We start from the raw sequence: 12,491 nt of genomic DNA on the forward strand, positions 1-12,491 counted from the left end.
GAGAATTTATTCATGATTGCTGTGACTAATTTAATTTTGGAAAGTCCTGCTTTTAAAAATGGAGAACAAATTCCAAAAAAATATGGCTATAAAAATACCAACATAAATCCACCATTAACAATTAAGGGAATCCCAAAAGATGCCAAGTCGCTAGTTCTAATAATGGATGATCCTGATGCAATGGGTGCAGTAGGAAAAGTCTGGGTACATTGGGTAGTGTGGAATATTGCACCTACTGTAGAAATCAAAGAAAATTCAATTCCTATTGGAGCCATTGAGGGTAAAACTGATTTTGGAGAAATAGGTTATGGTGGACCAGCTCCACCTGACAAAGAACATACTTACATTTTCAAATTATATGCATTAAATATAAAATTGAATTTAAAGGAAGGCTCATCAAAAAAAGATGTCGAAAAATCAATGAAAGATCACATTCTTGCTGAAGCTAAACTAACCGGTAGATATTCTCCGTAAATAATTTTTTTCCGATTTTATATATCCAATCTGAAATCTATGAATAATTTTAATTACTTTTTATACAAAGAGTAATAAACAAAGTCTAGAGAGAAAAGCTAATTGATTTCAAATGTAACTTTGGTCTCATTAGGAAAATTTGATCTAAAACTACACCATCTCTTGATTATAGGAATTCTATCGTTGTCTTTTTCTATTTCTTTTTTAGTTAGATCACAAGCAGCTGATTATGGTTGGGAATTAAATGAATTTGATCCTTTTTTCAATTATAGAGCTACACAATATGTTGTTGATAATGGAATAAATGCATATTTTGAATGGAACGATGAACTTAGTTGGTATCCTCACGGAAGAGATGTTTCACAAACTTCCCAAGTAGTCCTTCACGTTACTGCTGCTGTCACGTATTGGATTTTTGGTGGAGGTATGGATCTTTATGATTTTACAATTCTTTTTCCTGTTGTTTTTGGATCTCTTAGTACTGTTGTAATTTTTGCGCTAGTCAGAGTGATTGGTGGAACAACTGCTGGGTTGCTTTCTGCATTATTATTTTCCGTATCGTTACCTCTGATAGTAAGAGGTACAATTGGTTGGTTCAAATCTGAACCTCTTGGCTTATTTTTAGGCATTTTGGCACTTTATTTTTTGCTTAGCGGTCTTAATTCTAAAAATACAAAGATAGCAATTGTGAAATTAATAGCTGCAGGAATTACTGTACCATTATCTATTTCTGCATGGGGTGGTAGCCAGTTTTTTATAATTCCGATAGGCATTTTCTTTCTTACGTTACCTTTTGTAAGATCTGATCATAAATTTATCATGTGGGCAATTCCTCTTTTCACTGCAACTGTATTTTTGGTTTCTCTAAGTTTTGAAAGATTGAGTGCAAGTTTTACTTTTGGGTTGGGAGGAGCTTCATTATTAATTCCAACAATTTTCATTGTTGCTTGTATTTTTATTCAAAGTAAAAGTAATGAAAACAAAAAAACTAGAAATGGCCTATTGTTTTTAGCTGCCATTCTGATAATCGGTGCAAGTCTTTTAATAATTAATGCAGAATCAGAATTTTTATCTCTTCCAAGTTATAGATATCTAAATGCAATTAATCCTTTTTTGACCACTTCAATTCCACTAGTAGATTCAGTTGCAGAGCATGCTAGCACAACAATTTCACAGTCATTTTTCTTTCATTCAATTCTAATGATATTTGCAGGATTAGGAATATGGTTTATGATAAAAAATCAAAAAGAAAGAAATTCTAATTTTATTAAAAATGATGCAATTTTATTTTCATTAATCTTTGGATTAATTGGGATTTACGTTAGTTCTGCATTTGTAAGATTGGAGGTATTTGCGTCTATATCTCTGATAATATTGTCTTCAGTGGGGTTGTCAATACTTGTAAGAAATGTTTTAAACAACACAGAGAGTAAAAAATCTAAAAATCTAATTATAAAATCTTCATTTCTTGCAGGAGTTATAATTCTCCTAGTCATCCCAATTTCTTTTCCTGAGAATGGTAGTTGGGTTACGGCAGCAAAATCCCCACCTACGATTCTTAATGGTGGTACTGCTTATCCAGTCAGTACAAATGATTGGACAGAATCTATGGAGTGGATAAAAAACAACACTCCTAAAGATGCTGTAATTGCATCTTGGTGGGATTATGGATACTGGATATCTACACTGGGTGAACGAGCCTCAATAGCTGATAATTCTACATTAAATTCCCAAATTATAGAAAATCTTGCAAAAATGTTAATGAGTTCTCCAGATCAAGCATGGAAAATGTTAACAGAGATGCAATCTGATTATGTGGTAGTTTTTGTTTCCGGTCAGAGGTTAGCAGTTGACAATGATGATCAAGCTCTTTATGTATTGCAAGGTGGTGGGGATGAATCAAAAAAACAATGGTTCATACGAATTGCTGAGGAATCTCAACCAAAATATTTAGAATCTGATGGTATGAGTGGCACTGATCATTTTTGGAATGAAACTTTATTGGGCAAAATGTTTCCATTTACTCCATTAGCTTATGTCAACTTCCAAACAAATCAACAATCTGCAACATACCAACCAGGATTTACACCAGTGTATGTAAAAGACATCAAATATCCTTTTGACAGTAATGGTCCATTTAGATTAGTTCATGCATCCCCAAGTTTTAATGCAGAAAAGGGTCAACCGATGATAGGAGTATTCATTTATCAAGTAAACAAAGATTATGTTCCAACTAACTAATTTTTTAATTGTATCTTTCAGCTAGTCTATATCTCATGTATTTATCATCTGGTGAAAATTTAGCTGGATGTGCTGAGATAGTTTCTTCATTACATAAAGGACATTTTTCCTTAAGTGAGTAATGATTACACTTTAAACATTTTCTTAATTGAAATCTCATTTTAGTTCTCTCTTGTTTTTTTAGATTCTTCTCTGGTGAATTTGAATGAACCTTTCTTTTTTTCTATACTGTCCTGAATCTCTACAAGTATTGGTTTTAGTGTTTTTTCAGCGGATTTAAAATCTTCGGCAGTAATAGATAATCTATATTTTGGTGCACCCAAATATGTAATGTCTATTGTAGGATCTTTTTTTGTTGCATCCAAAAGCGCTTTTTTAATGATTTCAACTCCATCTGATTTATTATTAGTAATTTCCATAATCCCCCTAATCTCGACTGAGGGTAGTTTAATTTTGGAGCATATTTCTTCAATTACTGTAGCTGTTTTTTTAGGAAGCTTTAACTCTTTTATTGATTCTATTCCATTTCTTGCAATTTCAATAAATGCGTCATACACCGAATCAAATTTTGAATAAATCATATCTTCTAATTTCTCAATATCTTCATCTGAGAGATTTCCTTTTTCTTTAACATTTTGCAATAAAGTTTTTCCCTTTTCAAATTTCTTAACTTCTTTTAGCTTTTGCTTTTTTTGATCCTTTGATACTTGTTTTAGTGATAGATCTATATCTCCTCTGTCAGAGTTCACTTTCTTTACTAGCAGAACTTTTTTCTCACCGTCTTTTACAAACTTACTAACTGATCTAATCCAACCAGGTGCAATTTCTGATATATGTAAAAATCCTTGAATATCATTATATTCATCTAATGTAACATATGCTCCGTGATCCATAACTTTGGTAATTGTAGCAAGAACAATTTCCCCCTGCTCTGGCATCTCTTGAATTTCAGTAGACATTTCTTCTAGATTTCTATTCTGTATAATTTAATGTTGCTAGTTAGAAATCAATTCCTTTTTTTGCTTTTATTCCATGTTGAAAGGGATGTTTTATTTCTCTCATTTCTGTGACTAGGTCAGCTAATTCAACAATTTCATCCTTAGCATAATTTCCAGTTAGCACAAGATCTAGGTTCTTTGGTTTTGATTTAATCAAACTAATTACATCTTCTAGTTTCACTAAACCTAAATTTATTGCATAGTTTATCTCATCTAAAATTACAATATCGTATTTTCCGGATTGAATTTTTTCAGTACTTATTTTAATTGCCTCTTTTGCTATTCTTTCATGTTCTTCTTTGGGGCTCTTATCATCTATAATCCCAACAAATCCTTTGCCAATAGCTACCATTTCAAATTCTGGTTCTAATCTCTTTGATGAATACATCTCACCATAATGCCATGAACCTTTGATAAATTGTACCATGCATGTTTTTTTTGCATAACCTGTAGCTCTCAATGCAATTCCTAGGGCAGCAGTAGTTTTTCCTTTGCCTTTTCCAGTGTATATTATAGTTAATCCTTTTTCGTCCATGATTAATTCATAAATTATCCAAGTAAAAACATTGAGTATTATTTGACACTAATGTATCAATTTAAATAAAAACTAATTCTAGTGATACGAATTGAAAATTCCCAGAATTACTTTAGCTGGAGTTACAAGTGGTGTTGGTAAAACATCAATAACGTGTGCCATTATCTATGCTTTACAAAAGAAAGGATTTTCAGTACAATCATTCAAAGTAGGTCCTGATTACATCGATCCAAGTTATCTCTCAAGTATCTCAAAAAAAGAAGCATTTAATCTAGATGTATGGTTAATGGGGGAAAAACATCTTATTGAGAGCTTTGTATCTAATTCCAAATCTGATATTTCTGTAATTGAAGGAGTAATGGGATATTATGATGGATTTGGAGGAAATTCAAATTATGCTAGTACTCATCATGTTGCATCTATTATAAAATCACCTGTGATTTTGATATTAGACGCAAGTAAAACTTCTAGATCAATTGCAGCAACAGCAATAGGATTTCAGAAATTTCACAGAAATTCTAGAATTTCAGGCCTTATACTAAATAAAATTGGCAGTAAAAAACATGAAATTCTATGTAGAGAGGCACTTGAAAAAACAAATCTTCCAATTATAGGAGTAATTTATAAAAATTCAGAATTAAATTTTGAAGCTAGGCACCTTGGATTGATTCCTGCTAAAGAAAAAAATTTAAAATCAAAAATTGAAAAAACATCTAAAATAATTTCAGATTCACTTGACATTGACAAAATTATTCAAATTATAAAAAATCCTTTTCCGCTTCCAAACAAATCAAAAATTTTATTAAAAAAACCAAAAACTACAATTTCTATTGCCCTTGATGGTTCCTTTAATTTCTATTATCGTGATAATTTAGAAGCACTAAGACGTGAAGGTGCTGTTCTAAAGTTTTTTAGTCCAATACATGATAAAAGACTTCCAAAATCTGATGGTATTTACATTGGTGGTGGATTTCCTGAAATTCTTGGTAATTTACTTGAAAAAAACTATTCCATGAAAAAAACTATAAAAAAAATATCAGAAGAAAATACTCCAATTTATGCAGAATGTGGGGGATTGATGTATCTTACAAAATCTATTGATTATGGAAATAAAAAATATAAAATGATTGGTTTGTTTGATGCAGAAACAAAAATGACTAAAAAAATGAAATTAAATTATACTAAAGGTAAAATTATCTCAAAAAATAATATTTCAGATAAATTTCATAATCTGCGAGGACACGAATTTCACTATTCTGAATTAACTTCTGTATCTTCTGACTCTAAATTTGCGTATGAGTTAGATATTGGTGATGGAATTAAAAATCACAAAGACGGTATGATTCAATACAATACATTAGCATCATATGGACATCTTTATTTTGATAGTTCTAATTATGCTCAAATTTTTGTAAATAATTGTATTAAAAATTCAAGAAGATGATTCTGCTCTTACAAACTTATAGAGTGCATTAATTATTGCAGATGCTGAAGAACTACCTCCTTTTCTTCCCTTATTTGTAATAAATGGAGTATTTTCTAATCTGCTTAGTTCTTCTTTTGATTCTGAGGCACAAATGAAACCTACTGGAATTCCAATGATCAATGCTGGTTTTACAATACCTTCTTTTACCATCTTTATTACTTCGATAAGAGCAGTAGGGGCATTGCCAATGGCAACTATCCCTCCATCAATATCTAGTAATGCTGATCTCATTGATATTTGAGATCTAGTCTTATTTTCTTTTTTTGCTATCTCCATTATTTTTGGATCTGAAATATTACAGATTATCTTATTTTGAAAGTCCTTTGGATTTTGCTTATTCAAACCACCAATAACACCATTTACATCAACTACGATACTACATCCATTCTTTAAGGCCGTCATCCCACTTTGAATTGCATCTTTATGAAATATTACTTTATTATCTCCTGCAAAATCAAAGTCTGCAGTTGAATGAATTATTCTTCTAACAATCGGCCATTCTTTTTCATTATAATGATGAGTGCCAATTTCATCATCAATCATCTGCATACTTGCATCTTCAATAGATTGACCTCTTTTAGTTTGCATTTTCTACCTCTTTTGCTCTTTCTAATATCAAATCCACCATTTTTTCATCAGCTCCTAAATGTTTTGTAATGTATGTGTTTTTGATACTAGAGTTTTTTAGTGCAGGTAAAAGATCATTATTGATATCAGTTTTGACATGTGCACCTTCATGTAAGAAATAAAATACTATTATGAGAATCTCTGGATTGTTTTTTTCACAATTCTTAATACCTTCTGCAATGTCCGGCTGTTCTATCTCTAACCAACATCTACTTACATTTCTATAATTTTCTTTTAGTCCATCTACAACATAATCCATTGACATTTGGGCATTAGGATCTTTACTACCATGTCCAATAATTAATACATCGATATTCATTTTTGGAACTGTAATATTATTTTCTTGTATGGTTGAAGATATTCTATTTTCAACCAAATTAATCAAAGTTTTATGCATACTCATTGGTTTTGTAACCACAAATTTTACTTTGGTATCTTTTTGAAATTTCATTACATCTGTAACTGCATTTTTTACTTTCTTACCAGGATACAGAAAATATGGAACTATTGTTAAATGATCAATATCTTGTTTTAGACATTTTGCAATACCATCTTCAATATATGGCGGTTCTACTTCAAGAAAACAATATTCTGTAAAAACATAATTTCCTTTTGCTTTAACAGCATTGCAAATTACTTCTAATTCTTCAGATGCCTCTCTTTCTCTACTACCTCTATCAATTAGTAAAAATCCACGTTTCAATCTATTATCCTCGCTATAGCTATAGTCAAATTTGGGGGAAATTTCTGTTTTTCAACAATTAATTTACCTCCGGAAACTTTTATGGCTGCAGCCTCTGAAACACTAGCTGTTCCTTCAAATGCTTTGACAGTATCAGAAGGATTAGGTGTAGCTACATCTGCTAAATCTTCTCTGTTAACATATTCCACAGTAATCCTCATTTCTTTTCCAATATCAACTAGTCCCTTAACATCTTCAGGTTTTTTAATTGAAACTAATTTTGAAATAGATTTTTTACTCAGTTTGAATTTTTGTAAACAAAAGTCCAAACCCTCCTTGATGTTTTCTTTAGATGTATCCCAATGCAATCCAATTCCTACCACAAGACTTGGGGGTCTGTACACTACAGAATTTTTGAGAAAATCTCCTTCTAAGACTTTATCAGAAATTATAAGAAATCCCTTAGAGTCAGATTTTTCCATTTCTTCTAAACTCTGATAAATTTTTACATTTTTTGGAAATTCTTTTATCCAATTTCTTTTGCCTGCATCTTGAAAAATTCCAATCTTTTCTTCATTTACCATAAACGCACTAATTTTTGTGACTGTAGAATCGTCTTCTATCTTCCAGCCCAATTCTCTTCCTACCAGATCAACTGCAATTGTTTTATTGACATCAGCTGCAGTAGTGATTACTGGTGTAGCATTAAGCTTTTGAGCAATTATCTGAGTTAGTTCATTTGCTCCCCCTAAATGTCCTGATAATACACTAATTACAAAACTTGTTTTATCATCAATAACAATTACAGCCGGATCTGTTTTTTTATCTTTCAAATATGGTGCAATTAATCTAATTACTGCACCTAAAGAAAATAAACAAATGATTGCATTATTATTTTTAAATAATTCTACAATTTTTTCTGTTGTTGAATCTGAATACCAGATTATTTCTTTATTGTTATCTGAAAATTTAGATGGTGCAAAAATTTTCCAATTTGGAAAATATTTTTTTAATTCTATCCCTATTTTTATCCCGTTTTTGGTAATTGCAAGAACTGAAACTTTATCCACAGTTAAAATCTCTCAAATTAAATAAAATACCTTGCTACTAGAACTTTCTAGCCAAAATATTTCCGTCAAAATCAAATAATATCACATCTAGTGGGACCTTTTCTTCAGAATGTTTTCTCATATGTCGGTATGTCTCATTGCATATTTCATCAAAAAAGCCTTTTACATTATTTTCTATGATAATTTCAGACACATGTCTGGCTGTATTTGCCTTCTTAATGTCCTCAATGATCTTTTCGCTTGCATTACATTTTCTCGCTAATTCTGCCAAAAAATTCATATCAACTTTTGACCCTTTAACATGTGTCTGTTTTACCCCTGCTGCCATTTTGGCTAATTTTCCAATAAATCCTACAATGTATGCCTTTTTGATATTTTTTCTAGCACATTGTTGTATTGTATATCCAGAAAAATCTCCCATTTGTATAAAACAATGTTCCGGTAAATCAACAATTTTTTTTGCAAAATCCTCACTTCTTCCACCTGTAGTAAGAACAACTATGTCATTACCCATCGCAATTGATACATCTAGATTTTGTCTAATTGAAGCTGCATACGATGCAGTTGAAAACGGTATTACAATTCCACTTGTTCCTAAAATTGAAATTCCATTTAAAATACCAATTCTTGGATTATCTGTTTTAGGACCTAATTCTCGTCCTTTTGGTACGGAAATTATTACTTTGACACCTGTTTTCAAATGATGTTTGTCTAAAATTTCTTTTAGATTCTCTTTAATCATTTTTTTTGGTACTGGATTAATTGCAGCCTTGTTTAATTCAAGACCTAATCCTGGTTTAGTTACAATTCCAACTCCTTCTCCACCATCAATATCTATATCGTTGAGCTTTTCAGTTAATGATAATTCCACTATTATTTCTGCACCATGAGTAACATCAGGATCATCTCCTCCATCCTTAATCACAGAACATGTAGACTTGTTTTTATCAAATTGACATTGATGAATACAAATTTTGATAAAACTGCCTTTAGGCAATTTAACATCAACACTTTCAACTTTTGATTGATTAATTATGGATAATAATCCTGCTTTAGCTGCTGCAGCAGCAGAAGTTCCAGTAGTATATCCAGTTCGAAGATTTTCTTTTTTTATCTCTTCCACGCTAATCATGCCTAATTTGATGTATTAACTCTTCTTTGATTTGTTTTGAATCTTACTTTTTAAGACTAGAAATTATACTAAAATTTCTTGTATTTCTAGTAACATTTCTTTAGATTATATTTAAAATAATAAATGCAGGATTTATGGAAAAAGATATGCAGGTTGTTATCACTGGTGCTAGTGGATTTATAGCAAAAAATATTAGAAAATATTTATCTGCTAATGATGTAAAATTAATCTCAATTTCAAGACATGATTTTAAAAAAGTTAAAAATGAAACAAAATTTATTACAAAAAACTATGATGAAAAAGTTATTTTTTCAAAATTAAAAAATTCTGATGCATTAATTCATTTAGTTGGAATTGGAAAACAAACAATTGATAACGATTACAATCAAATTCATATTGAACTCACAAAAAAAATAATTAATTTATGTAAAAAATCAAAAATCAAAAAAATAATTTATCTCAGTGGCTTGGGTGTTTCCCAAAATGCTTCATTAGGATATTTTATTTCAAAATACAAGGCTGAGAAATTGATCATTGATTCTAAATTAAATTATACGATATTTCGACCCTCTTATATTGTTGGTAAAGATGATTATTTTACAAAATATCTTAAAAAACAAATTAAAGCGGGTCAAATTCAAATTCCTGGTTCAGGTAATTATTCAATTCAACCTATCTACATCGATGATGTTACTAAAATTATTTTCAATGCTTTAACTCAAAATAATTTTAGTAAAATGATTCTAGATCTTGTAGGTTCTGAATCGATCACTTTTCAAAAATATGTTAAAGAATTTTCACGTGGAACCAGTACTCAAATTAAAAAAATAAATCTTGAAACTGTTTACCATGAAGCTATTTCTAAGCCTGATTGTGAATTTGGAGTAGATGATCTAAACCTGTTAATTGGAGATTTTAATGGAGACTATAAAAAACTAAAAGATATCTCTAAAATTAAATTTTCTTCTATTCTAAAACTTCTAAAAACCGGCAGCCTTCTTTAAAACGTCTGCCTTGTCTGTTTTTTCCCAAGTAAATTCAGGCTCATTTCTTCCAAAATGTCCATACGCTGCTGTCTTTCTATAAATTGGCCTTTTCAAATCTAATTGTGAGATAATTCCAAATGGTTTCATGTCAAAATTTTTTCTAACCAATTCTTCAATTTCTTTTTCTGGAATTTTACTGGAGCCAAATGTATTAACATATAGTGAAACTGGCTCGGCAACTCCTATGGCATAAGCTAATTGAACTTCACATCTTTCAGCAAGATTCGCTGCAACAATATTTTTGGCAATGTATCTGCACATATAACATGCAGATCTATCTACTTTTGATGGATCTTTTCCAGAAAAAGCTCCACCACCATGTCTTCCAAATCCCCCATAACTATCTACAATTATTTTTCGTCCTGTAAGCCCAGAATCTCCATGTGGACCTCCAATTACAAATTTTCCTGTAGGATTAATGTGAATTTTAATTTGATCATTCCAAAGATTTCCTAAAACTGGTTTGATTACTTTATCTATAATTTCTTTTGATATCTGTTCTTGTGTTATTTCTGGTGCATGTTGAGTTGAAATAACTATTGTTTCAATTTTTGTTGGTTTGTTATTTTCATATCTAACAGAAACTTGTGATTTACCGTCGGGTCTAACCCATGGTAAAACTTTGTTTTTTCTAACTTCGGCAAGTTTTTGTGTTAATTTGTGTGCAAGTAATATTGGCATTGGCATTAGTTCTTTTGTTTCATTGGAAGCATAGCCAAACATCAATCCTTGATCACCTGCTCCTTGTTCTTTTTCTTTAGTTGCAGTTACACCCTGACTGATATCTGGACTTTGAGAATGAAGTCTTAATGTAACTTGACAAGATTCAGTATCAAACATCAAATCTTTATTGTCATATCCTATTTCTCTAATTACTTTTCTAACTAAAGCCTCTTGAGATTTCTTATCAAAATTAGCATTTGAAGTTACTTCTCCTGCAACAGCAACAAAATCTGTAGTAACCATTGTTTCAATTGCTACTCTAGAATCAGGATCTTGTTTGAGAAATTCATCTAAAAATGCATCTGAAATTTGATCACATATCTTATCAGGATGACCTTCAGTAACTGATTCTGATGTAAATAGAAAATTATTAGTCATAACCCCTAGAGTTCGTTTTCTAGTTTGATAAACAGTACATTATTGCCTCTTACAATTACTCGACCATAATTTGCAATTACTTTACCGTCGTGGAATTCTTCTGCATCAGTCATGATTAAATTCATGTATGAATCAACATTATCCATTTTTCCTTTGTATTCAACTTCATTTTTCAGTCTTACAGTAACTTTCTTCTTAGTACTTTTTTGAAGAGTTGTTAATGGCCTTTTTGCACTACTAGTTTGTGACACTAATTATTCACTTGTTTTGCTTACGTTGTTTTCTAGAATAAAAGCCTTGCCTCTTTTGTGAATTATGAAATTCTTTAAATTTTTTCATCATTTTTAGATGATTAACCAAATGATCTCTACAGGATTACAAAAATTAGACGATTTTTTATCTGGTGGAATACCTAAGGGTGCAATTACTGACATTTATGGGGGAAGTGGAACTGGTAAAACTCAACTATTATTTCAAATCTGCATTAATGCAATAAAAAATGGAGGTAATGTTCTTTATCAAGATACAACAGGTAGTTTCAGACCTGAACGAATCCTTGAAATTCAGAAACAACAAAATTTAACATTTGATATTCTTGAAAAAATAACAGTTTCAAGAATTACTAATACCTCTGAACAGCTCAAATCCATCGAAGTCATGAATAACTCAAACTTTTCTCTAATTGTAATTGATAACATCACTGATTTGTTTTCATATGAATATCCAAAAGATGATGCAATCTTTGAAAAAAATTCTATATTTTTCAAATACATCCATAATCTATCGCTTGTTGCAATCAATAAGAAAATTCCTGTTGTTATTACTAATATGATTAGAAACATAGAAGGCATAGAAATGGAAAATATGAGAACTGCTATTGATCCGCTTACACATATTAAAATAAAACTCACAAAAACATCAAAATTTTATGGAGAGATTAGATGGCTTCTTCATCAAACCCAATTTTCTTATAAGATTCTTCCTGCAGGTTTATCTGATTATCCTGAAGATATTTAACTATCAATCATAAAGTTTAGCAATGGCAGGAATATTTGATTCAATTCCAATAATCACTGTGGTGTTATTTGTACTTGGCCTA

General features: G+C 30.6%; 14 protein-coding genes. 5 read left to right on the plus strand and 9 right to left on the minus strand.

Going from position 1 to position 12,491, the window contains the following annotated elements; all coding sequences use genetic code 11:
- The first annotated feature begins 12 nt into the window (after positions 1 to 12).
- Both MY1_RS00070 and MY1_RS00075 read left to right on the plus strand, forming a co-directional pair.
- Positions 13 to 474, plus strand: coding sequence for a YbhB/YbcL family Raf kinase inhibitor-like protein (locus tag MY1_RS00070; RefSeq protein ID WP_007549365.1), 462 nt, complete (start codon positions 13 to 15; stop codon positions 472 to 474).
- Between the two features lie 102 nt (positions 475 to 576).
- Entirely contained in the window at positions 577 to 2,715 is a 2,139-nt protein-coding gene (locus MY1_RS00075) for an STT3 domain-containing protein (RefSeq protein WP_007549366.1), read from the plus strand.
- A 4-nt stretch (positions 2,716 to 2,719) separates the two neighbouring features.
- Here MY1_RS00075 and MY1_RS00080 read toward each other — a convergent pair whose 3' ends face one another.
- From MY1_RS00080 to cobO, 3 genes are read right to left on the minus strand one after another with little or no spacing between them, the layout of a single operon-like run.
- Complete coding sequence (locus MY1_RS00080) at positions 2,720 to 2,875, minus strand: RNA-protein complex protein Nop10 (RefSeq protein WP_007549367.1); 156 nt, start codon at positions 2,873 to 2,875, stop codon at positions 2,720 to 2,722.
- A 1-nt stretch (position 2,876) separates the two neighbouring features.
- Entirely contained in the window at positions 2,877 to 3,674 is a 798-nt protein-coding gene (locus MY1_RS00085) for a translation initiation factor IF-2 subunit alpha (protein ID WP_007549369.1), read from the minus strand.
- Between the two features lie 40 nt (positions 3,675 to 3,714).
- Positions 3,715 to 4,248 carry a cob(I)yrinic acid a,c-diamide adenosyltransferase gene (gene cobO, locus MY1_RS00090; RefSeq protein WP_007549371.1) on the minus strand — a complete coding sequence of 178 codons (534 nt, stop codon included), beginning with the start codon at positions 4,246 to 4,248 and terminating at the stop codon, positions 3,715 to 3,717.
- A 91-nt stretch (positions 4,249 to 4,339) separates the two neighbouring features.
- On the opposite strand from cobO, the gene MY1_RS00095 reads away from it, so the two are divergent.
- The gene (locus MY1_RS00095; protein ID WP_007549372.1) at positions 4,340 to 5,692 is read left to right on the plus strand and encodes a cobyrinic acid a,c-diamide synthase CobB; all 1,353 of its coding nucleotides are present in this window, start codon (positions 4,340 to 4,342) and stop codon (positions 5,690 to 5,692) included.
- Here MY1_RS00095 and MY1_RS00100 read toward each other — a convergent pair.
- From MY1_RS00100 to MY1_RS00115, 4 genes are read right to left on the minus strand one after another with little or no spacing between them, the layout of a single operon-like run.
- Positions 5,681 to 6,322, minus strand: a complete 642-nt coding sequence (locus tag MY1_RS00100) for a precorrin-8X methylmutase (RefSeq protein WP_048109243.1) — start codon at positions 6,320 to 6,322, stop codon at positions 5,681 to 5,683. The genes MY1_RS00095 and MY1_RS00100 overlap by 12 nt on opposite strands.
- Positions 6,312 to 7,064 carry a sirohydrochlorin chelatase gene (locus MY1_RS00105; protein WP_007549374.1) on the minus strand — a complete coding sequence of 251 codons (753 nt, stop codon included), beginning with the start codon at positions 7,062 to 7,064 and terminating at the stop codon, positions 6,312 to 6,314. Before MY1_RS00105 ends, MY1_RS00100 begins: the two co-directional genes overlap by 11 nt.
- Complete coding sequence (locus MY1_RS00110) at positions 7,061 to 8,113, minus strand: cobalt-precorrin 5A hydrolase (protein ID WP_007549375.1); 1,053 nt, start codon at positions 8,111 to 8,113, stop codon at positions 7,061 to 7,063. The genes MY1_RS00105 and MY1_RS00110 overlap by 4 nt, the downstream gene beginning before the upstream one ends.
- A gap of 37 nt (positions 8,114 to 8,150) precedes the next feature.
- Positions 8,151 to 9,245, minus strand: a complete 1,095-nt coding sequence (locus tag MY1_RS00115; protein WP_007549376.1) for a cobalt-precorrin-5B (C(1))-methyltransferase — start codon at positions 9,243 to 9,245, stop codon at positions 8,151 to 8,153.
- Positions 9,246 to 9,379: 134 nt separating this feature from the next.
- Between MY1_RS00115 and MY1_RS00120 the strand changes: the two genes are divergently transcribed.
- Positions 9,380 to 10,249: an NAD-dependent epimerase/dehydratase family protein gene (locus MY1_RS00120; protein ID WP_007549377.1), complete on the plus strand. Its 870-nt coding sequence runs from the start codon at positions 9,380 to 9,382 to the stop codon at positions 10,247 to 10,249.
- Here the strand turns inward: MY1_RS00120 and metK are convergent.
- Together metK and MY1_RS00130 are read right to left on the minus strand one after the other, a co-directional pair.
- Complete coding sequence (gene metK, locus MY1_RS00125) at positions 10,226 to 11,392, minus strand: methionine adenosyltransferase (RefSeq protein ID WP_007549379.1); 1,167 nt, start codon at positions 11,390 to 11,392, stop codon at positions 10,226 to 10,228. The two genes, MY1_RS00120 and metK, sit on opposite strands and share 24 nt — an antisense overlap.
- A 5-nt stretch (positions 11,393 to 11,397) precedes the next feature.
- Positions 11,398 to 11,643, minus strand: a complete 246-nt coding sequence (locus MY1_RS00130; RefSeq protein WP_007549380.1) for a U6 snRNA-associated Sm-like protein LSm6 — start codon at positions 11,641 to 11,643, stop codon at positions 11,398 to 11,400.
- Between the two features lie 109 nt (positions 11,644 to 11,752).
- Between MY1_RS00130 and MY1_RS00135 the strand changes: the two genes are divergently transcribed.
- Positions 11,753 to 12,409 carry an ATPase domain-containing protein gene (locus MY1_RS00135; RefSeq protein WP_007549382.1) on the plus strand — a complete coding sequence of 219 codons (657 nt, stop codon included), beginning with the start codon at positions 11,753 to 11,755 and terminating at the stop codon, positions 12,407 to 12,409.
- The last annotated feature ends 82 nt before the right edge of the window (positions 12,410 to 12,491 follow it).

The sequence above is a fragment of the Nitrosarchaeum koreense MY1 genome, from assembly GCF_000220175.1.
In the GTDB taxonomy this organism is placed as follows: Archaea; Thermoproteota; Nitrososphaeria; order Nitrososphaerales; family Nitrosopumilaceae; genus Nitrosarchaeum; species Nitrosarchaeum koreense.